Raw genomic sequence first — 22422 nt, 5'->3', positions numbered from 1 at the left:
AGGCTCTCTTCAAAAGAATTGCGCGTGGTTGGCAAGTTAGAATCATGTTCAGTTTTGCTAAACAGGAATTCACTATTTTTTGACAGCGTTTGCGAACACATAAGGTTAGTCTTCCTAAACGATTTTGATGGAGAAATACGATGGTGTGGAGAAAACTCGTAGTAATGAGTTTGAGTATGGTGTCATTAGGGGCGTGGAGTGCGCCGGTTTGTGAAGTGGCTATTCATCAACTGCAGGATGTGGATCGCGGCTATCAAATGGTGGAAAAAGAAGGGAGCACCACGCTCTTGGCGAATCCACCACTACGCTGCGCAGAAATTACGCTAACGCTTTCTCAGCGTCAGGAAAAAGTAGCGGTATGGCTGACGAAACGCCTTAAAGCGACATTGATCAATGGGCAAGAAGTTCAAGCTAGCCAGCTCTCATTTAGAAAAGAAGAGGTGAAAGCGGGATACATCACCTTTGATGCTAACCAAGCAAAATCCGCTTATGTCTGTTTTGATGAAAATGCTGCCCCGATAAGTTCCATTGAGTGTGAGTGGAACTAAGCATTGGCTTCGATGAGGCACAGTGCTAAGCGTTTCGGCCACGTGCTGAACGAACTGAAGAAGACTCAAGTCTTCAAAAAAACGGGGGCGATGTTGAGTCGCCCCTGTTGAGTTAATGATGTTGCGTAGAATTACAAACGGAAGCGTTGTACCGTATTTTGCAGTTGGCTAGCGAGCTGGCTTAGCTCAACACAAGATTGTGCGGCGCTTGATGATCCCTGAGCCACTTGTTTGGCTGATTCGTTAATGCGTTCGATATTACGACTTAACTCTTCGCTCACTGAATCTTGTTCACCACAGGCGCTTGCAATTTGAATGGTCATATCTGCAATTTGGCCACTCTGTTGGCGAATTTGTTCGATGGCTTGTTGAGTATCTTGGCTTTGTTGAACACAGTGGTTGATCAATGAGCTGCTGTTAGCGGTTGCTTGGCGTGCTTTTTCTGCACAGCTTTGCAAACTCTGAATGATTTCTACAATATCACCCGTCGATTGCTGAGTTTTGCCTGCTAACGCACGAACTTCATCGGCTACGACGGCAAAACCACGACCTTGTTCGCCTGCACGCGCAGCTTCAATCGCGGCGTTGAGCGCAAGAAGGTTGGTTTGATCAGCAATGTTACTGATCACATCGACGACCATGTTGATTTGCTGTGCTTGATTTTCTAGCTCCAGAACGCGCTGTTCAGCACGGTTGATCTCTTGATTGACTTGCTGGATCGAGTCATTCACCGTATGCATTTGCTGTGAGCCGACATTGGCGTGCTGGCTACTGTCACGTGATGCATCCGAGGCTACTTCAGTATTACGAGCCACTTCAGCAACGGTGGATTTCATTTCTGCCATTGCGGTGGCAATCTGCATCACTTCTTCTTGCTGGATTTGCATCCCCTGTGAAGTTTGCTCAGATACGGCACTCACTTCATCTACCGCATGAGACAGCTGTGTTGCACCCGTAATGATCTCTTCAACCATCTCGCGCAGGTTATCTTGCATTTTGCTGCACGCATCGGCGAGCTCGCCCAACTCATCATCGCCAATCGTGGTTCGATCTAAGCGGTGTGCCAAATTGCCTTCTGCAATGGCATGGGCTTGGCCTACCACTTGCAGCAGAGGACGGCAGATCAGATTGGTTAATAGCCAAGTAACCACACACATGAAACCAAGTAGGGAAACAATACTGGTGACTGAGAATTGGCTAATGTTATCAATCAGTACCGTCAACTCGCTGCGGTTTTCATCCACATAAGAGAGATTGAGCTTGAGAAGATCATCAATTGCGCTTTCCAATTTCTCAAAAGTCGGCAGAGAACGTTGCAGATCTTGCTGTGCTTTGATCTTCTCTTGTTGTTGGATATCGCTGTTAAACGAGCCTAGCTGACGCAGATATTCTTGCCATAGTGTTTTCACTGGCATGAAAATATTGCGTTCATAGTCGGTCCAGATGCTGCGTTCATAACGGTCGAGATCTTGGGCGATCTGTTGGTAGTGATCGTTCATCCAACGAATATCATCCGCGATTTCGGCCTCATCGGTGGAAGCGAGTAGGCTAATTTGTGCTCGGCGTACGGATGACATATTGTACTTGATGCCGTTGACGAGCATCATCGAAGGCATGGTATCGTCAGTCAGATTGAGCACATCGCTTTTAATGGTATGAAGGGAGCTATAAAGGTAGCCACCAAAAGCTAAGTTGATCAATGCAATCACGCCAAACGCGACCGCGATTTTTTTGCCTATCGCTAAATTTTTGAAGAAAGACATAGAGAGTGTGTGACCTCGTGGTAACGCGGGTTGGTCACTTCCGTATGTTAAATGCGCGGTCCAGGTTGCGGTTCAGCCGAGAGATGTTAGTCACCCTGACTGAAAAATTGGTGGTGAGTATAACACCAATTGCATTAATTACATGAAATTATGTGCTGCTTATTACGCTTTTCTATCGCGTGGCTGCCAACTTTTTATGACTCCAAAGTGTAAACATGAATTAACTCTTTTGATGGCGAGAGGGATGGTACCGAGTCGATGGGCTCGAAATGGGGACCAAGAAAAAAGGCTATGGACGCCCTGATAGCATCCATAGCCCTATGACGAAAGTTGTTCGCTTATTGTTGCAGCTTAGCTTTAGCTGCTTCAACTTGGGCAAAATCGAGCCCAAGTTCTTCAACGGCTTGCTTGATTAAAGCTGGGTTCTGCATGACTTGCGCGAGTAACATTTGCAGTTTTTCTTGTGGTAAACCCAGTTGCGCCAACGTTACCATTGCTGCCAACGGGTTTTGGGTAAGGGTTTGAAACAGCGCATGGATCTGCTCAGTGCTGATATTGTTTTCTTTCAACATGGCTAGAATCGGGTTCATGAGTTTTCCTCTCTTCGTCTTTGAGTTATCGGCTCAGCAAAATACCATATCGTTCGCTGATTAGCGTGCTTCGGAAACATTAACCGATGAATTTTCCGATAAAGTTCTGGATGTTACTGAAGCTAGATACCGCCATCACGACCACAATCAATGCGCCAATGGCGGTCAGGTAAATCGGGTGCTTGTAGTCACCAACAATCTCTTTCCGACGGGTTGCCGCAAGCACAAAACCAAGCACCACAGGAAGAATAATACTGTTAACCAGTCCTGCCAACATGAGCAGCAGAATGGGCATATTCATCATGACTGTCCCTACACTCGTTAGAATGATGAAGCCAACACACCATGCTTTTTCGTTGCGTGCAACCACAGGAAACAAGGTTTTGATGAGGGAAATCGCCATATAAGAATTGCCGACGACGGAAGTGATAGAGGCAACAAACAGCACTAGGCCAAAGATAAAATAGCCCATTTCTCCGGCGCCCTGACGAAAGGCATCAGCAGCAGGATTAGTGTTATCGAGTGAAGCGCCGGTTGCAATGACACCGAAAATCGCCATGAACAGCAGAATTCGGATCACTACAGCAATTGAAATGCCAGCCCAAGCGGCTTTCTTGATGTGCTCAACAGAGTTCTGACCTTGTAGACCCACATCAACCAAGCGTTGTGCACCCGTGTAGTAACCACCGACTGCCCCTCCAACAATAGTTAGGGTCGGAAGCAATAGGCTACCCATATCGGTCGGCATGACAGCGGCTGTCAGTGTTTCTCCCATCGGAGGCAGGCTAGTCATGGCGACGTAGGCAATCAATACAATCATGAATAGGCCTAAGTAACGCGCCATCTGATCCATGCGCTTTGAGGCGTTATGAACCACAAACAGTAAACACCCAACAACACCAGTAAATAAGGCGCCCCAAGTGGTATCAACGCCAGTCAGCACATTGATGCCTAGCGCAGCTCCGCTGACATTGCCGAAGTTAAAGGCAACGGCGCCGAGCGCCAGTAATATCCCGATAAAATAACCGGCTCCTGGGGCAATTTTATTGGCGATATCTTGGATGCGTAAGCCTGCGACCCCCACAATTCGCCACAGATTCATCACGATACCAAAAGTGATGAACATGGAGGCAAACACCGGAAATGCCATGTCAACTTTGTAGATGTTGGTAAATACTGCTGTTTGGGTTAGAAAACCTGGACCGACAGAAGTGGTCGCCATCAGGAACGCGACGCTTAAAATGGCTTTCGATTGCCAGTCAGTCTTGAGATGAGTGTGTGCTTTGGTGGTCATGCCGAATCTCGATTTCTTGTTGTCTCTTTCTTTATAAAAACGAAAAGACAACTGACCGGGATCAGCTGGTGAAGAGCGGTTAAGCTCTTGAAAATTCGAGCCGTTACGGCTCCGTTTTTGCTGGGCGCGGATATTAGAGAGTAAGAGGTGGGATGTCAATCATTAAAAACAATAAACTCAGTGTGGTTGTTATCGAAAGACTTGTTTGGTTAGCCATAGGCGCTGTGGAATAGGGTTGTTTTGTGCTTCTTGAATGGAGCTTGCATATTCCAGATGCAGGGGTATCGCTGAAAGTGGCACGCGAATGCGGCCACTTTTACGAGCAAGGAAATTCAGTTTTTGAGTGTTAATGCGGTGTTCACCCGCCCTTCTTTTTCGGTTGATAGTACAAAATCGACATTGAAACCGGGAGTTGCAGTATTTCACCTTCTGCGTGACCTGGTTGTGCATGGCGCATGTTGGTGTCACAAATTACATACCAGTCTTGTTGCCGGTCTTTCGGTAAGATAAAGCGTGCTGGCGCATTGGTCTGGTTAATCAAATAGAGCATCTCAGGGCCGTCACTGCCGATACCGATATGCAAGGCAACAGAAGAAAGACGATTCCAATCATCCATATCCATGGTTTTTCCATCAACACGACGCCAAGCTATTCGGTTGTTGTTACGGTTTTCGCCACTGAAAGCTCGGATAAATGGCACCATATAAGTTTGTCTAGCCGCTACCATATCGGCTAACCATTCACGAAAATCTTGTTTGGTTTCGTTATTGTCCCAGTTTAACCAACTGATATCGTTATCTTGGCAGTAGGCATTATTGTTGCCTTTCTGAGTATGGGAGAGCACATCGGCAGTGAGAATATGTGGAATACCAAATGCAAACAGTAAACTTGCCATGAAGTTGCGTTTCTGGCGTTCACGAGTCGCGCGGATCACAATACTGTCGGTTTCACCTTCAAAACCGTAGTTGTCAGAGCGGTTATCACCATGACCATCTCGATTTTGTTCGCCGTTTGCTTCGTTGTGCTTGTGCTTGTAGGAGACTAAGTCTTGCAGCGTAAACCCATCATGATAGGTGATGTAGTTAACGGTCAGTTTGTATGGCCAGTTGGCGGCGCTGTACAAATCACGTGATCCCATAAGGCGAGTGGCAAACTCTTTCAAAAAGCCAAGATCGCCACGCCAGAAGCTGCGGGTAATATCGCGCAGTTTGTCGTTGGTTTCATTCCAGCCAAAAGGAAAGTTGCCCACTTGATAACCGTTGGGACCAATATCCCAAGGTTCGGCGATCAGTTTGACCTCACGCAGTACCGGATCTTGTGCCACCGCTTTGAAAAACGCCGCTTCTTTGCTGAACTCATCGCCACGACGGCCGAGGGTGGCGGCTAAATCAAAACGAAAACCGTCAATCTGATATTCCGTTACCCAACAGCGCAGAGTGTCCATGACTAAATTGAGTGCTGCTTGGTTGGAAAGATCCACCGTATTTCCGCATCCAGTGTAATTAGCGTAGTGCTCACCGTGGTGCAAATAATAATTCGGGTCGAGGGCTTTTAAGTTAAATACCGGCCCATTTGCACCGCCTTCAGCCGTATGGTTGTAAACCACATCCAGAATGACTTGAATACCATGGCGGTGCAGCTCTCGAATCGTCGTTTTGAGCTCATGTACTGCATCTGTGTTGGCATAACGTGGGTCGGGAGCCATAAATAGGTAAGGGTTGTACCCCCAGTAATTGACTTTGTCACTTTCCAGCAGATGAGGCTCATGCATGCAGGCGGCAATTGGCAGTAGTTGAAGTGTATTGATATTTTGTTGGCGATAAAAATCCAGCATCGGCTGACTGACCAAACCTAAATATTTGCCGCGCAGAGGGGGCTCAACCTCTGGGTTGAGTCGTGTTAAACCTTTAACATGGGTTTCAAATAGCACCATTTCATCGCGGGCGATACGCGGTTTAGGCACGCTTTGCCAATCAAATTGCACACTGGTGACGATACATTTCGGCAGGTCAAAGCTCTTATGGCTATCAAAGGGCGGTACGTAGTGCAGCGAACTATCTAATGCACGAGCGTAAGGGTCAGCAATATAATGCAACTCATCATTAAGTTGAATTAAATACCCATACTTTTGTCCTGAGTGAACACCAGGGATATAAGTGTATTTAATCCCTGCATATTCCTGCTCAAGCTGATGAGTTTCATAACTTCCATCAGCATGAAAAAGAGCCAATAAAATATCTTTATTGGCAGGAGTATATATTGCGAAGTTACAACCCTCGTCATCGAGCGTTGCTCCCAATGGGAAAGGCGTTGATCGGTTCATTTTCATTTTTAATCGTTGTTTAGCGCACCACGTTATTAAGTAAAAGGCTTTGGCTGTCTCAGGTCAAGCGCGCGGTCACAAATATTTATCTGTAATTTTCTTTCATATTGAACGTAGAAATTGGGCTGAATAGTGATCGTTTAGACACTTTGTATTGGTTTATTTAGAAAGTGGCTAACCTACTCCCCCCAAATAACGTGATCTGAGTTTTAAAAACAGCATACTGTAATTTTTCTCATCCTTTCTCCTCCCCCCCAAATAAAAATGGGGTGGAGGAAGTCGCTTTTTTCCACCTCACGTAATCTCACCACAGTTGAAACAACTGGGGACTCGTTCCCATCTTACCTCTCTTTTATGCTGCCAACTTTCTGCCTTTGGGGGCTCGACAAAAAAGAGGGAGAAGAATCCAAAATAAAAACCCTAAATGGAGTTAACGATGAAAAAAGTAAGTGTAATTGCTGCCGCAGTGGCTGCAACGCTCGCAGCTGGTTCTGCTTTCGCTGAAGATGCTAAAAATGCTACCGATGTTATTAAAGATGGCTGGGAAGTACACGGCTATGCATCGATGAATTTCCGTACTGTTGACGGTGAAACCGTAGATACAGAATTTGGCAAGCCAGATTACAAAACGGCAGGAACGCATGGCAAAAGTACCAACCAAGTTGAATTTGTGTTGAAGAAACATACTGAACATCAAAATGGTGTTTGGTCTAACTTTAATGTGCGTTCTGAGTATGGTAACGGGAACTCTTACGCTTACTCTTCTTCAGGTAGCCAAAAGAAAAATGATGAAGCGCAGTTTGAAATAAAAGAAACCTTTGTTGAAATTGGCGGTTTATCTTATTTAGGTGAAGATACTTCTATTTGGGGTGGTCAACGCTTCCTCAATCGTGCTGCTGGACTGCTGTCGGGTGAGTTTTGGAAGCAATCTTCCGGTGTTGGTGCGGGTATTCAAACTAAACTTGCAGGTCACACTTCTGGTTTTGCAGTAGTGGTTGCCGACCCTGATGCCGGTGAGGTGACTCGTGGCGCTGAGCGTAAAACACTGACGTCATACGATCTGTATTACTACGGTGTTGATGTAGGTTTTGGTAGCTTGGACTTCGATTTCAAATATATGGAACAAGCGAATCAAGACAGCAGCTCTGAAGATGGTTTCGGTGCGGCAATGACTCTGAACTCTAGCTACTATGGTTTAGATGGTTGGACGCAAACAGCGATTGCTTATGGCAAAGGCGTTGCGCAAAACCGCGGCGTGAACTTTGGTGGTTGGTCTGGTGGTAATGATCAACAAGAATCACTGTTTTTAACCTCCTATGGTGTGTTGAATATTTCCGAAAACTGGCAAATGGGTTCAGAAATCACATATTTCGGCGCACTGGATGAACTCTTTGGCGCGAAAGATCTGAAACGCTATATCGTAGCAGTTCGTCCATCTTATAAAGTGAACGACAACCTACGTATTGAAATGACCGGTTCTTATGCGCATGAAGAAGGCGCTGAAGGATATTGGGGACGTACAGGTGACAGTGTGGAGAGCGATGTTTACAACCTAGAATTAGCTGCGGCATTTACCGTCAATGCTGATTACTTTGGTCGTCCACAAATTAAACCTTATGTAAGCTATATCTCTGCCGATGATAAAGCCAGTGCATCACAACTTGGCATTAACAACAGCAAAGACGAAACCGTGATCGGTGTTCACACTGAAATTTGGTTCTAAGCGTCTAAAATACGAAAGGCAGCCAAGTGGCTGCCTTTTTGCACTACAACAGAGAGATGATAATGACAAAAATAAATACCTTCTTTGCCTTTTTCTTGGGTTCCTTACTGACGGGCTGTGCTGCACAAAAAGTGGAGTCTGAGATCGTGACTCCTCCGGCTGATTCACAGGTGTGTTGCAATGCGTCTTCTCAATACCCTTATGTAGAGCTGCAAGAAAATGAAGCGTTTCGTTTTGATATTGATCTTTCTTCTCCTATCGGCTCGTTCCCGAATGGCAATAGCCACTTTGCGGCATACCGCTTTAGCGAGCGCTCACAAAGTGCCGTGGTGACATTATCCAGTTTCTTTATCAATGACTCGGTTTTTGTTCCTGAAGTTTTACTACTGACGGAAGACTTCCAAGTCGCTGAACATTATTCAGCCGATAGATTTAGTATTCTCCCTTCTGATGCTTTTACTCGTACACGTTATATCGCTCGTTTCCAAGTGGATACTGAGAAAACGCCATACCTAGTTATCTATACCTCGGCAAACACATTAGGGAAAAGTATAACCATTGATCACCCAGCCAAAGTTCGAGCTAGAGAGATGGGTGAAGCGATGCCGATGGTCACTGATCCAACTTATATCAAACAGTTGGGCGGAGAGTTATTGTTGAGTGTTGAAACCAAGAAGAGGCGACCATTCCGTGCTGAGCCGCAAAAAGTAAAACCTCAGTCTGCTCCTGCATTGATCGCTCCATTGAATGTTCAACCAGAGTCACAAGCCTTTTATTTGTCAGCGATTGAAAAAGCGGTCAGTGCTGGAGACATTCCTAAAGCACTGAGTCTTTTAGATGAAGCGAAAGCATTAGGTGTTGACGGAGCTCAGGAAGCTTTTGTGAAAGCGGTCAACATGAGAAAATAAAATCAGCCTGTAAAGGTTTGATATTTGAAGAAATGGAGCCGTTGACGCTCCATTTTTTATCATCAAAAAGGATGAGTTACTATGTATCAAACGGAGCATTATGTCACTTTGACGGATTTTCCTATGCCACAGTTAGAGCGAAAACGGCAGATCAGGCTCTTTTTGCCCCCGGGCTATTTTGACAGTAATCAGAATTATCCTGTGTTGTATATGCATGATGGACAAAATGTTTTTTTTGATCATCACGCGACATACGGTAAAAGTTGGCGAGCAGGAGAAGCATTAAGCCTTTTGCAAAGAGAGGGCGTGATATCCGGTATTATTTTGGTCGCTATAGATTGTGGGCAAGAGTTTGCGGGACGATGTCGCTTTAACGAATACTCGCCTTGGAAAATGGATGAAGAGTTTTTCCTTCCTAGCCGCTGGAAAGACTTACAACATATGGGGGGAGAGGGGGCGTTATATCTGAGCTTCATTATTGATACGTTGAAGCCTTATATCGATGAGCACTATCGGACACGCCCCGAACGGCAACATTGTATGATGGCCGGAAGTTCGATGGGGGGACTATTTAGTCTTTATGCAGGATTACGTCGCCCCGATATTTTTTCTACGGTTGGTGTTTTCTCTCCAGCATTTTGGTTTAACCAAAAAGCCTGTATGGAGATGGCAGAAAGTCTTGCTCTTTCGTCGCCACTTAAGATTTATATGGATATGGGGGGGAATGAAACCAGTGATCCTGAGCGTAGTGATTTTCCTGAGATTTATTTAAAGGGGAGTCGTGAAATTGCAGATGCTTTGCGTCAGAAAAAAGAGATTGATTTACGGTATGAGGAGTTCCCTCATGACACGCATAATGAACTCGCGTGGGCGCGACGTTTTCCTAGCTTTATACGTTGGGTAATGAAGAATAGGTGATCTCTTTTACTTGAAACCGTAACAGCCTTGGTTACGTCCGTTCACCCGATCATCGCTTTGCCGATATGTTAATAAGTATGGTGAGAGCCATCCTTGGCTCTCTTGAAAAACCAGCCTACGACTATGCTAATTGGTAGCATAAAAATCGATCACTCACTTACCATCTATCTGCAACTCCAAATCCTTGGGTTATACAAACGTGAGTGCCGAGCGAGTTAATCGTGGGCGGTTGAGAGATTCTCTCTCCGCCGTTTGTTTAACAAGAAGTTCTGTTCTTGTAGGGCCGAGTGGGTAAGAGTCCAGTCTGGCTGACAAAACGTCAGTGGGTATGAAATCCAACTTGGCATGGTGACAAGTGCCGCTTGCATCTTTGGATGGCTGTCGTATTGCTGCTTAGAGTAACTAATGGACATTTTCCCACCTAAATTTGTCTCAATATGCCAATGCTGATTGTCTGTAACCAAGAGATTGAGATGCAGTTTTAGTTCGGGAAAAGATTGGCTTGGTATGATCTCGATATGTTGATCGATTCCCTGACGATGCCAAATGATATCCAAGTGGTGACCGCTTCCGAACGGAACTCGCGCAGATAGCTCGTTCCATTCATTAGGAAATCGAGGAGCCAAGGTTAGAGTTTGCTGGAGCATTTGTGGCCGATAGCCCAAATAGTCTTGCTGAGCGTTACGGGCGAATTCCGAAACAGACCAAGCCTGAGAATAGGTTCCCGATTCTACGAGTTTTTCTGCAGATATCTGATAAGCATCAAGGTTTTCACTCATCGTGCCACGATGCCCTTGATGCAACACCTGATGGGTTAATTGCTTTGTTAACTGATACGCCAATTCGGTTTGGTTGAAACGTGTCAAAGCCGAGATCGTAAAACCTGCATTCCACCCCCAGATTGTCCCATTATGATAAGCGGCATCTTTATGGTATTCGCTTCGGTTGTCATGGTAAGGATGAAACTCAGGATGATGCTGATTTAAAGAGCAAATCCCCCATGGGAAAAGTAGATTTTCCGTCGCTTGGGTGAGTATGGCTGCTGCGTATTCTTCTGTGAATAGCGGTTGTTGTTGTGGAATAGTGATCGTCATTAATTGATTCGGGCGGATAGTCCAATCCGGATGATCGGTGTGATCTAAACGATCGGCTAGGCGTAGTTTCGAACTGTCCCAAAACTTCTCTGTAAAACTCTGTTTAACCTTTTGAGCCATACATTGCCAATGGTCGGCGGAGGTCGCATCCCCTAATAGTTGGGCAAGTGTGACTCCTACTTGGAGACTTTCATACCAAAGAGCTTGTATGTCGTTGGCTTTTGGCCCTCGTGGAGACCAAGGGATCTGGCCTTCTATTTTTGCATCCATCCAGGTATCTGGGTCTCGATGTAACATGCATCCATCATCGGCTAAATAGTGACGTTCTACACCGGAGATGAAGTGTTTTAAGACGCGATACAGTTTGGAGGCAAAAGCCGTATCACCACTGTAGTTGAGATATTCTAGGAGCTCGCGAATCATCCAAGGAGTGCCATCAGTCGTGTTGTAAATGATCTGCGAGTCACTGCTGACTCGATTTGGGATTCGTCCATAATGTACCGAATCTGGGCGAGTTTCCTGAAGACGAGCAAAGTCCTCAATAATCGATTTAGCGGTAGCGAAGTCGCCGTTCACCAAACAGATTCCCGGTAGAGCAATAAAAGTATCTCTTCCCCAGCCATCTTTAAACCAAGGGAGGCCAGCCCAAATGCCGGAGTAACCGAATTCCTGATTAATCATCGAATGGCCCGAGAATCTGGCCCACATCAAAGCTTTGTTGTATTCGTGGTGGTTACACCACAGCATGTTTTGAGTCAGAAATTGATAAATAGTCCTTTTATTTTGCTCAAACGCCTGTTGCTGAACCGCTGTGGCTGCCTGTTCAACGGCATCTTCCAGTGTGTGGGTGAATGAGAAGTAAATGTGTAACGTGGTTGTTTTTGCGTTGGTTGTGATGGTCAGTTTAGCCGGAGAGTGGTTTTCACATAATGTCACACTTTGGCTGGAGCTAATCGCTAAATAACAAGGATCACCTTCTGTACGATATGCCGCCGGAATGTCATATACCCAAGCGGTGTCACTGAGATGGACAATACATTGATTGAGGGGAAGATTCAGTTCGGGTTTTAAAGTCATCAAAGCAGGTTGTTTGGCGTTAAGCGTAATGCAGGCGAGCCGCTTGCCTTGTATGAGAGAAAAACAGTCTGAGCCAAAAGCATAATGATGCTCAACACCATAAGGTAGAAAACGCGCGGTAAGCGCTTGTGATTTATCACAACGGTGCTCTGCGATGGTGGCAGAGTAATCGCCAAGATAGCCATTTTTCTTATGGTGGTACTTATTGGTACTACTCGATTGATAGGTGGAGCCTGCATAATATCCATCGATATTATCTGTCATCACGTAAGCCAATGCCTCTTGGCTTGAAATCGCCAAAAAGTCAAAAAGCTCGGCTTGAGAGAGAGCAAAAGTGGGTGCCAGACAGGGAGATGAAGTCATGGATTGTTCCATAGGCTGAGCAATATTTGTCTGGAGAGAATGAGTTAGAGATTCGGTTCGATGGGTATTCATAAATCATTATCCTAAAAAGGGTACCGAAAACGGCACCCTGTATAGAGAATCAGTCTATAAAGGTTCAGTTGACGTGCTTTTTTTCAAGTAAATAAGCATGTGCTGCAAAGGGTTTTAATGTGCAGCAGATTTGCCCAACACCTTGAGTAATTTTCAAAAGCACAGGCTCTCCAAGACCGATTTCATCCACTAAGGTGTAAGTGCCATCGGGTAATGAACAATAACGGATCAATTCAGCCGGAAGTGTCAAATTAAGATCACGAGTGGTATTGGCTTCAAAATGGCTAAGGGCAATAATCAGCTCAGAGTCACAGCTGCGTGCAAAAGCATGAGCTTGGCTACCTAAAGAATGCGCATTAGCAGAATAGAGATCCCAATATTGTCCACATAAGGCTGGATGTTGCAGCGAAAAGTTCAGTAAGCGAGCGTAAAATGCGCGTAAATCTCTTTGCTTATCGGACAGTTGCTCACCGTCGAAGAGTCCGTTATTCATCCATTTTTGATGTTCAGGGACACCAATATAATCGAAGATGGATGTGCGGGAAGGTCTGCCAAAGCCCGCATCTTCTGAACCATCTTCACCGAGCTCTTGACCGAAATACACCATACTCGGTGCACTACTAATCAAAACGCTGACTAACATGGCAGGTTTTCCCCATTCGGGATTGCCAGCAAATTCAGGTGCGGCTAAGCGCTGTTCGTCATGGTTTTCAACGAAATGCAGCATATGGTGCTCAATATCACTCATTTCTTGTTGGATACGACTAATTTCTTGAGTGGATTCTTTACCTTGAATAATGCCTTTTAAGCTATCGTATAGATCTACTTTGTCGTACAGATAATCCATTTTCCCTAAATGTAGATAATCTCGGTAACGTTCAGGTTGGTACACTTCTGCAACCAAAATGGCTTCTGGGTTGTGTATTTTGATGGTGGAATTTAGGTAACTCCAAAACTCGATGGGAACCATTTCTGCCATATCGTAGCGAAACCCGTCCACTCCGAGAGAAAGCCAAAAGAGCGCAATATCACGAAATTTATGCCAAGAGTCGGGGAGCTCTTGGTTTTGCCAGAATGCATGATGCTCGCGGTAAGTCAATCGTTCGTAACCTGCGGGGAGAGAAGGAAAGTCCTTTGTGCCATCTGGGCGTACACCATAATTAATTTTTACGGTTTCATACCAGTCATCGAAAGCAGGCTTGGCTTTACGTGCCCCATTCCCCGTCCATTTTGCTGGATTTTCTTGATATGACGGCCAGCCCATTAAGGCATTTTCACCTAGTGGTTGATAATCGTTTGGGTAATCAGGAAGTTCAAAAGGCTGGTTAGGAAGGTAATAAAAATTGTTATCTCGGTGGTATTCAACATCTGAGTTATCGTTAGCGCCGAAATCACAGGTACCCAATGGGTTATTTTGGCTCCGGTAGTTACGGGCAACATGGTTAGGAACGATATCGATAATAACTTTCATACCATGTTGGTGAGTACGGTTAATTAATGAAATGAACTCATCCAGACGATGAGCTGGATCGTCGGCTAAATCTGGATTGACTGAATAATAATCTTTGATTGCGTAAGGTGAACCGGCTCGTCCTTTCACAACGGCTGGGTGGTCATGATGGATACCGTAGGCCGAGTAATCTCTGACGAGAGCATGGTGAAGAACGCCGGTATACCAAATATGGGTAATTCCTAGATTGCGAATTTCGGCTAGAGCGGTATCGGTAAAATCGCTGAATTTTCCCACACCATTTTCTTCGAGTGTGCCCCAGCGGACGAAATTCTGCTTTTTATTCCCGAAAAGTCGAGTGAATACCTGATAAATCGCTTTTTTTTGTTTCATGGTTTGACTCATGCCTGCAAAACATATCACCCGACAAGTGCCGGGCGAATGAGATTAGTGGGTGAAACGAATAGCAAAGGATTCATAAGGTCTTAACGTTAACGTATCAGACCAAGATTGCTGAAACTCGTAGTTTGAGATCAACACCTCGTGGTGAGCATCGCCTGCGATTGGCAACTGAGAGATTGTTTGTTCAGCATGACTGAAATTACTGACGACCAGAATGCGTTCTCCCTGATATTCACGCCAATAAGCAAAGATAGATTCATGTTCCGCGGCGACGGGGGTGAAAGTACCATACACGATCACAGGGAGCTTTTTACGTAAGGCGATCAGGTGTTGGTAATGATAGAAAATAGAGTTTTGATCGGCTAACGCTTGCTCCACATTAATTTGCATGTAGTTGGGATTCACATCAATCCAAGGACGAGCTGAAGTGAATCCTGCATTTTCACTGTTATTCCACTGCATTGGCGTTCGCGCATTATCACGACTATTTTCGTGAATCGCAGCCATCATCGCGTCATGTGATATTCCAGATTGCGTTTTCACTTTATAAAAGTTCAACGTCTCGATATCGCGGTACTGATCCAAACTATCAAAGGCGACATTGGTCATGCCAATTTCTTCTCCTTGATAAATGTAAGGGGTACCTTTAAGAAAATGGAGCGTAGTAGCAAGCATCTTCGCGGATTCGACTCGATATTGCCCTGTATCTCCGTATTTAGAAACTGCACGAGGTAAGTCATGGTTATTCCAAAACAGAGAATTCCATCCTTGGTCGGCAAGTTCGATCTGCCATTTAGTGAGCACTTGCTTGAATTGGCGTAGATCGAGAGGAATTGGACGCCATTTTTCCCCGTCCTCCCATGTCAAAGTAATATGTTCAAATTGGAAGACCATAGAAAGTTCATGACGTGCGGGATCGCTGTATAATTTCGCGATTTCTGGTGTGGCTCCCCAAGTCTCTCCGACCGTCAGTAGGTTTTTATTTCCGAAAGTCGCGTGGTTCATCTCTTGTAATAGAGTGTGTAAGCGAGGCCCATTACCCGTAATGCCACGATCAATTTCCTTACCAATTAAATCAATCACATCCAGTCTGAATCCACCAATACCTTTATCTATCCACCAGTTCATCATCTGGTGTACTTCCTGTTGTACACGGGGATTTTCCCAGTTCAGATCTGGTTGGCGCGCAGAGAAAAGATGGAAGTAGTATTGTTGGGTTTGCGGATCCCACTGCCAAGCACTGCCCCAAAGATGGATTGCATATCATTCGGTGGGCTACCGTCTGGTTGCGCATCACGCCAAATATAAAAATCTCTGAAAGGGCTGTCTTTGCTGGTACGGGCAGCCTGAAACCAAGGGTGTTCATCAGACGTATGATTGACAACCAAATCCATCACGACCTTGATATTTCGTGCGCGAGCTTCGGTGAGTAAACGCTCCATATCGTGCATATCGCCAAATTCTTCAGCAATCGCTTGATAGTCAGAAATATCATAGCCGTTATCGTCCATCGGTGAACGATAAACAGGTGATAACCACAGAACGTTGACACCAAGAGTCGATAGGTAATCCAGCTTACTAATAATGCCAGGTAGGTCACCGATACCATCATGATTAGAATCGCAAAAGCTACGTGGGTAAATTTGGTATACAACGGCATCATGCCACCATTGTTTATGCATGTCTTTTCTCCGTTACGAAGTGAATGCCTGAACTATAGCGAGAGTAAGAGAAAGTAAAAAATTGATATTTCTCTGAATGATATAGAAAATGGCTATATCATCCGTTTGTAAGGCTCCCTCTGTGTTGAGTATGATTATCTTACGTAGAAAGAATGGATTCTCTCTTTCCTACTGAGGGCTACAGTGTCGTTGGCTATGCGTGTTTGCCTAAATGCATTGTTTGTCATGCCCATAACACGAGTAGACTTAAAGCGTCGCTTAATGCTAGTGAGCTTTGGATAGGGAAATGTGAACTGAAGCAAAACAAGGTGACTGATTCATGCACAAGCACTACCGGTATTTTCTGATGGTTGCTCATCTAGGAAACATAAAACAAGCTGCAGAAAGGCTACATATTACCCAACCTTCTTTGACGGCTGCGATTAAAAAGTTAGAAAGTGATATTGGTTTTACTCTATTTCATCGCCGTTCTAAAGGTGTTGAGTTAACTGAGTACGGTCAACTACTCAAAGAACATGTCCAAGAGCAGCAAGAACAACATAATCATTTATTGCATCGTTTGCAGGATATGCAGCAAAGGGAAAAAGGAAAGTTGAAGCTGGGTACGGGAGATGCTTGGTGGGAACTGTTTGTGCGTGATGCTTTGAACCATTATCTACAAGATGTGGAAGCAAGCTCAATTCACTTAGAGTTTGGGAATAATTTAGCGCTCATGCACCATTTAGTACAAAGTGAAATTGATTTATTTATTGGGCATGAAGTGTACGGGTTGAGTGAGCGATGTAAGGTGAAATTTATCCCATTATTGCAAGATAAAGAGGCCATTTATGTCCGTTCTGGACATCCATTACTCTCTGGGAAGACTCAAACCGAGCTTGACGTCGCACAAGCGGCTTATCCAGTCATACGAGTCACCCCTGATCATCCACGTCATCGTTCGGTCCTTGCAGAACAGCAAATTTCAAAAATGGATACCGTCTTTGCACAAGATGTGGGGCGACAGATTTATCATGTCGATTCATTAGCAGCGAGTTTAGATATCCTCCGTTGTACGGATGCGGTCATGCCGTACAGTAGTAAGATGTACCAGTGGATGGAAGCGCATGATGCGAAGGCGCTTGTTATTAACGCCAAGCAAGTCGGTAATGTAGGCATTTATTACACTTCACTGCTTGGCGATAATGACAAAGTATCGCGCATGATTGATTTTCTGAAGAAATCGTGTGAGTTAAGTGAGTCGACTTAACTCTATGAATCTAAATCGAACCGTGATTTTAAGAAGCAAAAATGGGTGGCGGATCTCCACCCATTTTTTATCGCACATAGTTTCTACGTTGGATGTACAGTACAATTCAACTCATCTTTTAGTTTTGTCCACTATTTATTAGTAGTGGTAAATGCGAGCACTCAGTTAGAGAAACTATGAATATTATCGGAATTGCGATTGGCGCTACCGGATTAACACTGATCCTGATTTTTGTCTGGATGATCGTGTTATCTGTACGACGTAAGCGACTAGAAGCAGAACGCAGAGCGAGAGAAGAGGCGTATCGTAAAGCCTTGGAGCGTAACCGAGAGCAAGAGCGTAAAGAACGTTTGTTTAAGGCTGAATCAGGGCATATCCCGACGATTTTGTTTTTAGCCAAAGAGGCGGAACGTAATAGCTTAAAAGAAGCCTTGTTTTGGTATGAGAAAGCCGCGCATCTTGACAATATTCCAGCCATGTATGGCATTGTGCGTGTTTGTCAGCGAATTCGGGAAGACGTGATTGCCAAGGAGAAAGCCAAGTTTTGGCAAGCTTGTGTACGTGGAATGGAAGGAGATTTAGCCGCCAAATTTGAAACGGGCCTGGCTTGGCTGTATGGGCGAGGCATTGAAGTGAACGTTTCGAAGGGGATTGGTCTTATCCAAGAAGCCGCAGAAGCGAATTTTGTGGATGCGATTTTATTTATGGGTGGATGGTGTGTGTCGAAAGATAACATCGCGCCGACGCCTGCTGATTCAACGTTCTGGTATAGCAAAGCTGCCCATATGGGAAGCCCTGAAGGTATGATGCGGCTTGGGCTGAACTTATTGCATGGTGTGGGTGGGGCGAGCGACTTTCCAATGGCGTGCTACTGGCTTGAACGCTCTTCTGAAAAAGGTCATGCCGAAGCGATGTTCCATGCTGGAGAAGCATGGATTGATCGTGGTGCACATGGTAATGCGATTGCTTATATTTGGTTGTTTCTTTCTGCTTCAATGGGTTATGAACCCGCTAAAAACTTGCGAGATTGGGTTGGCGGAAAGATTGGTGTTGAATCGATCGTCGGCTTGCAAGCATTGGCGAAACCGTTGCAACGTAAACTGGCGGCAGCGACTGTCACTAAGCATTCAATGATCCGAGCGCTGAATAAATTATATAAACGGGAAATTCCAATTCCAACGAAGGGAGATTCAGTTGATGCTTCGGCGGAGCAAGACGCGGATTCACTCATCGAGTTTGAGGAAACGTCATCATTGAGCGATTTTTCGCAAGACGTACAGAGTGAACGGTTAGATTTTTCTCAAAACACAATCGATAAAAGATAGTTAAGAGCTGTTTGAACTGATGAACACCAATAAAAAACGCCCCGATCTTCGGGGCGTTTTTGTAGGCTAAAAATGACGTAACACTTAGAAACCTACAATGTTTTTCGCTTCAAGTTCAGTGAAGTATTTAACGGTTTTCACTTTCAGCTCTTGAGTTGATGGTTCATCACACACGATCACGGCCTTAGGATGCAGTTGCAGTGCTGAAACTGTCCACAGGTGGTTTACGCTACCTTCAACTGCGGCTTGCAGTGCTAACGCTTTGTTATGGCCAGTGACAAGGATCATGATTTCTTTAGCATCCAGTAGAGTGCCTACACCGATAGTCAGAGCATACTTAGGAACTTGGTTGATATCGCCATCGAAGAAACGTGAGTTAGCGATACGAGTATCTTCGGTCAGCGTTTTGATACGAGTACGTGAAGAAAGAGATGATGCAGGTTCGTTGAATGCGATATGACCATCGTTACCAACGCCACCCATGAACAGGTTGATTTTGCCGTAAGACTTGATTTTGTCTTCGTAACGTTGGCACTCCGCTTCGTGGTCTTCGGTATTACCGTTCAATAGATTGATGTTCTCTTCTTGAATATCAATGTGATTGAAGAAGTTGTTGTACATGAATGAACGGTAAGATTCTGGGTGGTCTGCCGCTAGGCCCACATACTCATCCATGTTGAAGGTTACAACGTGTTTGAAGCTTACTTCGCCCGCTTTGTGCAGTTCAATCAGAGCTTTGTAAGTGGCAAGTGGGGTGCCACCCGTTGGCAGACCCAAAACAAAAGGACGCTCAGCGGTTGGTTGAAACTCGTTGATACGCTTAACAATGTGTGCTGCTGCCCATTTACCAACTTGTGCTGCGGCTTTCAGTGGGATAAGTCTCATGTATTGCCCCTAGATGTATATTTATGATGTCTGTTATCCCCTTCCTACCTGAAGCTACTTAGCTATAAACAAGTAGTATGGGTATATGTTAATTTGCATTATAAAATAAGTGGTTCAAGACTGCTATTGTTTTAGGTCAAAAAATTATAGTGTTGCTAAAAACGAGCAGGCTGTAGACCTAGGCTGAGGGTATATTCAGCAACCTGTACAGTTAAATACCTTATTCTGTCTGTGAAAATAAAGCAAAGCGACAAAAAATTTATGGACAAAATTAAGTGGAAATTTGAGCTAACGCAGACAACAAACTGGCAAGCGAGCGTTTCACTATCAATACTGAATAAGGGTAAATGTCGAGGAACGAGATCATGAAAAATGAACTAGAACCGAGCAAAGTGTTGTCAGCGTATGAGATGGTTATGGAAAATGGCTCTCCCACAGAATTTGGCAAAATTTATGAGGGGATTGAAGCGTACGCAGATTACGATGGCTATAACATTTTCATGCGCGGTAATGGTGTTGAGCTAAAAATTGGCTTCCACAATACCTACCATTTGGCCTATGAGCAGGAGCACTTACGTGACAGTTTCCTGAAAAAGCTGAGCATGTTGGCGAAATAAAGCAGGATACCTTTCTTACCTGACGTTTTAAGTCACTTGGATATGTGCTGATTAGTCTTCTTAAAAAAGCCCTGAGCAGTGTTCTGCTTCAGGGCTTTGGAGAAAGATACTGTTGTATCGAGTGAGTTAGTGGCGCAGAGACTCAATCAAGTATTTGAGGGTTGGCTCTGGCTCACTGCCTAAATCATCAAATCGAAATTGTGGTTTGATTAACCACCCACGTTCTACCAATTCATCAATCAAATCGAGATATTGATAGCTGCATTTGCCAACCAGTAGATTATCTAGGCTGCGTTTTTGTGCTTGCTGCAAGGTGTTGATGAACCCCTCTAGATAGAGGTGGTCTTTAGTAAAACCCCCACCACGGTAGACTCGTGTCGTCGTCACAAACGCGGTATCGCGATCCACACCATAGTCTTCAGTAAGATGACTAAAGGTTTGGTAGAAGTTGTGCTCTTTGAGCATCGAATCCACCGCTAATACTCGCGTAGCTAAGGTTTTCAGTCGCTCATGCGACATATAACCGGCTTTGTACTCCGCTAAAATGGCCAAGCCTTCTTGTGATTCCGTTGCCCCTGGTAGGCCAATGGAAAATACTCGTAGAGGCTGCATCCGACCATTGAACGTGGTAGCCAAGTGCACTCCAATTTCATGCTGAATAAGGCGTTGTATTTCGGCATGTGAATACATCACTTTGCTGTTGAGATACAAGGTTGGTGGCTTCTTGCCGCTCACCATCGCGCGTGCGGCTAGAGAGGCCGTTGGGGTGATATGGCAGTGCATGCCCCATTCCTGCGCTTTTTTTAGCATGATCTCTGCGGCTTGGTCTGCGTTATACAGTTGACCTTTATCTTCGGGGAGTGTTTTGGCATACAGCAGAAATTTGGCATTTTCTATTGCTGTTCGATTCGGTCGACCATAAAAGCGCAGCGAGTTGTACAAGAAAGACTCTTGACCGATGCTAGTCAGTAGGTCGATCTTTTCGCTCAGCTTATCCACCATGGAGCTGTATAGCTGCTTTAAGTCAGGATCGGAAATAGTCTCTATCGGCAGTTGATACAGTTGCTGTTTAAATTCATTGGCGTTGATCGGCAGCTGTTTGTAGCGAAACTCGGGTTTGTAGCGGCTAGGTGCCGCTTCAAAACGCTTCTGCTCAATATTGATATTGGTTGGGTTGACGTACTTGAGCGTTTCAACTTTGCGAGTCAGTTTGGATAGCGCATCATCAATACTCAAAATCGCGGGCTCGATGGATGAGCCAAGCATTTTGGCTTTGCTGATCCGGCGGCGATTATGTCGGCGCTGAAAATACGCGCTGGTTTGACTGAGTGCACCTTTGAGGCCACTGCATAGCGCATTCAATACTAAGGGATAAACTGTGCCGGTATCTTCTTCCATAAAGACTTTTTTCACTTCGGTCGGTAATACCAAAGTGCGGTCAAAATGGGCGTTAGTATGAGCGATCAGATAGCCACGGCCTTCAAATACTGCGTTGATCTCGGTTTTATTTTCGATATGGGGCAGCTGTATTTTGCTCAATTCAGCACAGAAACGCTTGACCACTGATCCCCAACGTTGCATATCAATTTGTGCCGTACCTACGTTAAACACTGGAGTGGGTTTATCACCCAGCTGTTTATAGTTGTAAGCGTACATATCAAACACAATCACCATGCCATGCATCGCTTCAAGTTTGCGGATCAGGGCTTCATAGAGTTGGTAAAACTCACTGTGCTTACGATGGCTTTCGGTACGCTGTTTATCACTCAACGGACGATTCCACGCCGATTTATAGCGGGTACTGAGGGTTTTCGCGCGGTTTAAATCGTATTCGAAGCGAGAGTCAAGACCACATAAGGTGATGGGTTGAGAGGCGATAAATTGATCAGTGTATGGCGCTTCTTCAAGATTGCGTTCAGTTTTACTGAGCTGACACTGCTTGAGCAGGTCATCACGCAAACGGCTTCCTGCATGGATGGCGGTACACACCACAGGAAGATAATTTTCTATCTTGATGAAACAGCCAGCGGATTCGAGTTCTCCCGCAAAAGGCTGCTCTCGCTGGATGAGCGATAACATCTCTTCAAGAGAATAAAGAGTAGAAACTGGGTTGGGCATCTTTCCCCAAAAAGGGACGTAAAA

At 45.0% G+C, this 22422-nt stretch carries 15 protein-coding genes and 1 pseudogene; 7 read left to right on the top strand and 9 right to left on the bottom strand.

What is annotated here, in order from left to right:
* Positions 1-140 precede the first annotated feature (140 nt).
* On the top strand, positions 141-548 hold the full coding sequence (locus tag EPB59_RS16170; protein WP_195707122.1) for a hypothetical protein: 408 nt from the start codon (positions 141-143) through the stop codon (positions 546-548).
* A gap of 131 nt (positions 549-679) precedes the next feature.
* On the opposite strand, the gene EPB59_RS16165 is transcribed toward EPB59_RS16170, so the two are convergent.
* The 4 genes from EPB59_RS16165 to glgX form a co-directional block, all read right to left on the bottom strand.
* Positions 680-2311, bottom strand: coding sequence for a methyl-accepting chemotaxis protein (locus EPB59_RS16165; RefSeq protein ID WP_154173837.1), 1632 nt, complete (start codon positions 2309-2311; stop codon positions 680-682).
* A gap of 338 nt (positions 2312-2649) precedes the next feature.
* The gene (locus EPB59_RS16160; RefSeq protein WP_154173836.1) at positions 2650-2901 is read right to left on the bottom strand and encodes a DUF2999 family protein; all 252 of its coding nucleotides are present in this window, start codon (positions 2899-2901) and stop codon (positions 2650-2652) included.
* A gap of 79 nt (positions 2902-2980) precedes the next feature.
* On the bottom strand, positions 2981-4195 hold the full coding sequence (locus EPB59_RS16155) for an NRAMP family divalent metal transporter (RefSeq protein ID WP_154173834.1): 1215 nt from the start codon (positions 4193-4195) through the stop codon (positions 2981-2983).
* Between the two features lie 358 nt (positions 4196-4553).
* Positions 4554-6524: a glycogen debranching protein GlgX gene (gene glgX / locus EPB59_RS16150; RefSeq protein WP_154173832.1), complete on the bottom strand. Its 1971-nt coding sequence runs from the start codon at positions 6522-6524 to the stop codon at positions 4554-4556.
* A 430-nt stretch (positions 6525-6954) separates the two neighbouring features.
* Here glgX and EPB59_RS16145 point away from each other — a divergent pair, with 430 nt between their 5' ends.
* The 3 genes from EPB59_RS16145 to EPB59_RS16135 all read left to right on the top strand — a co-directional run bounded on the left by EPB59_RS16145 (position 6955) and on the right by EPB59_RS16135 (position 10067).
* Positions 6955-8241 carry a carbohydrate porin gene (locus EPB59_RS16145; protein ID WP_055044726.1) on the top strand — a complete coding sequence of 429 codons (1287 nt, stop codon included), beginning with the start codon at positions 6955-6957 and terminating at the stop codon, positions 8239-8241.
* Between the two features lie 62 nt (positions 8242-8303).
* A complete protein-coding gene (locus tag EPB59_RS16140; protein WP_154173830.1) occupies positions 8304-9149 on the top strand; it encodes a MalM family protein in 846 nt (281 codons plus the stop codon).
* An 81-nt stretch (positions 9150-9230) separates the two neighbouring features.
* Positions 9231-10067 carry an alpha/beta hydrolase gene (locus EPB59_RS16135; RefSeq protein ID WP_154173828.1) on the top strand — a complete coding sequence of 279 codons (837 nt, stop codon included), beginning with the start codon at positions 9231-9233 and terminating at the stop codon, positions 10065-10067.
* A 215-nt stretch (positions 10068-10282) separates the two neighbouring features.
* On the opposite strand, the gene EPB59_RS16130 is transcribed toward EPB59_RS16135, so the two are convergent.
* The 3 genes and pseudogenes from EPB59_RS16130 to EPB59_RS16120 all read right to left on the bottom strand — a co-directional run bounded on the left by EPB59_RS16130 (position 10283) and on the right by EPB59_RS16120 (position 16207).
* A complete protein-coding gene (locus EPB59_RS16130) occupies positions 10283-12601 on the bottom strand; it encodes an amylo-alpha-1,6-glucosidase (RefSeq protein ID WP_241666234.1) in 2319 nt (772 codons plus the stop codon).
* A gap of 136 nt (positions 12602-12737) precedes the next feature.
* Complete coding sequence (locus EPB59_RS16125) at positions 12738-14516, bottom strand: alpha-amylase family protein (RefSeq protein ID WP_154173824.1); 1779 nt, start codon at positions 14514-14516, stop codon at positions 12738-12740.
* A gap of 54 nt (positions 14517-14570) precedes the next feature.
* Positions 14571-16207 (bottom strand): annotated as a pseudogene (locus EPB59_RS16120) (alpha,alpha-phosphotrehalase).
* 319 nt (positions 16208-16526) lie between these two features.
* Here EPB59_RS16120 and EPB59_RS16115 point away from each other — a divergent pair.
* Together EPB59_RS16115 and EPB59_RS16110 are read left to right on the top strand one after the other, a co-directional pair.
* The gene (locus EPB59_RS16115) at positions 16527-17453 is read left to right on the top strand and encodes a LysR family transcriptional regulator (protein ID WP_154173822.1); all 927 of its coding nucleotides are present in this window, start codon (positions 16527-16529) and stop codon (positions 17451-17453) included.
* Between the two features lie 176 nt (positions 17454-17629).
* On the top strand, positions 17630-18778 hold the full coding sequence (locus EPB59_RS16110) for a tetratricopeptide repeat protein (RefSeq protein WP_154173820.1): 1149 nt from the start codon (positions 17630-17632) through the stop codon (positions 18776-18778).
* A gap of 84 nt (positions 18779-18862) precedes the next feature.
* Here the strand turns inward: EPB59_RS16110 and nagB are convergent, their stop codons facing one another.
* Positions 18863-19663: a glucosamine-6-phosphate deaminase gene (gene nagB / locus EPB59_RS16105; RefSeq protein WP_055050153.1), complete on the bottom strand. Its 801-nt coding sequence runs from the start codon at positions 19661-19663 to the stop codon at positions 18863-18865.
* Between the two features lie 365 nt (positions 19664-20028).
* Between nagB and EPB59_RS16100 the strand changes: the two genes are divergently transcribed.
* Positions 20029-20280, top strand: coding sequence for a DUF3081 domain-containing protein (locus EPB59_RS16100; protein ID WP_055050152.1), 252 nt, complete (start codon positions 20029-20031; stop codon positions 20278-20280).
* 126 nt (positions 20281-20406) lie between these two features.
* Here EPB59_RS16100 and EPB59_RS16095 read toward each other — a convergent pair whose 3' ends face one another.
* Positions 20407-22398, bottom strand: a complete 1992-nt coding sequence (locus tag EPB59_RS16095) for a flavohemoglobin expression-modulating QEGLA motif protein (protein WP_154173818.1) — start codon at positions 22396-22398, stop codon at positions 20407-20409.
* Between the last annotated feature and the right edge of the window lie 24 nt (positions 22399-22422).

Origin of the sequence: Vibrio metoecus, assembly GCF_009665255.1 — a bacterium.
Taxonomy (GTDB): Bacteria; Pseudomonadota; Gammaproteobacteria; order Enterobacterales; family Vibrionaceae; genus Vibrio; species Vibrio metoecus_B.
This window is presented reverse-complemented; position numbering and strand designations above follow the sequence as displayed.

What these genes read in the sequence shown, in the direction of transcription:
- EPB59_RS16170 (WP_195707122.1), top strand. Translation starts at nt 141, where the DNA reads ATGGTGTGGAGAAAACTCGTAGTAATGAGTTTGAGTATGGTGTCATTA.
- EPB59_RS16165 (WP_154173837.1), bottom strand. Translation starts at nt 2,311, where the DNA reads ATGTCTTTCTTCAAAAATTTAGCGATAGGCAAAAAAATCGCGGTCGCG.
- EPB59_RS16160 (WP_154173836.1), bottom strand. Translation starts at nt 2,901, where the DNA reads ATGAACCCGATTCTAGCCATGTTGAAAGAAAACAATATCAGCACTGAG.
- EPB59_RS16155 (WP_154173834.1), bottom strand. Translation starts at nt 4,195, where the DNA reads ATGACCACCAAAGCACACACTCATCTCAAGACTGACTGGCAATCGAAA.
- glgX (WP_154173832.1), bottom strand. Translation starts at nt 6,524, where the DNA reads ATGAAAATGAACCGATCAACGCCTTTCCCATTGGGAGCAACGCTCGAT.
- EPB59_RS16145 (WP_055044726.1), top strand. Translation starts at nt 6,955, where the DNA reads ATGAAAAAAGTAAGTGTAATTGCTGCCGCAGTGGCTGCAACGCTCGCA.
- EPB59_RS16140 (WP_154173830.1), top strand. Translation starts at nt 8,304, where the DNA reads ATGACAAAAATAAATACCTTCTTTGCCTTTTTCTTGGGTTCCTTACTG.
- EPB59_RS16135 (WP_154173828.1), top strand. Translation starts at nt 9,231, where the DNA reads ATGTATCAAACGGAGCATTATGTCACTTTGACGGATTTTCCTATGCCA.
- EPB59_RS16130 (WP_241666234.1), bottom strand. Translation starts at nt 12,601, where the DNA reads ATGACTTCATCTCCCTGTCTGGCACCCACTTTTGCTCTCTCTCAAGCC.
- EPB59_RS16125 (WP_154173824.1), bottom strand. Translation starts at nt 14,516, where the DNA reads ATGAAACAAAAAAAAGCGATTTATCAGGTATTCACTCGACTTTTCGGG.
- EPB59_RS16115 (WP_154173822.1), top strand. Translation starts at nt 16,527, where the DNA reads ATGCACAAGCACTACCGGTATTTTCTGATGGTTGCTCATCTAGGAAAC.
- EPB59_RS16110 (WP_154173820.1), top strand. Translation starts at nt 17,630, where the DNA reads ATGAATATTATCGGAATTGCGATTGGCGCTACCGGATTAACACTGATC.
- nagB (WP_055050153.1), bottom strand. Translation starts at nt 19,663, where the DNA reads ATGAGACTTATCCCACTGAAAGCCGCAGCACAAGTTGGTAAATGGGCA.
- EPB59_RS16100 (WP_055050152.1), top strand. Translation starts at nt 20,029, where the DNA reads ATGAAAAATGAACTAGAACCGAGCAAAGTGTTGTCAGCGTATGAGATG.
- EPB59_RS16095 (WP_154173818.1), bottom strand. Translation starts at nt 22,398, where the DNA reads ATGCCCAACCCAGTTTCTACTCTTTATTCTCTTGAAGAGATGTTATCG.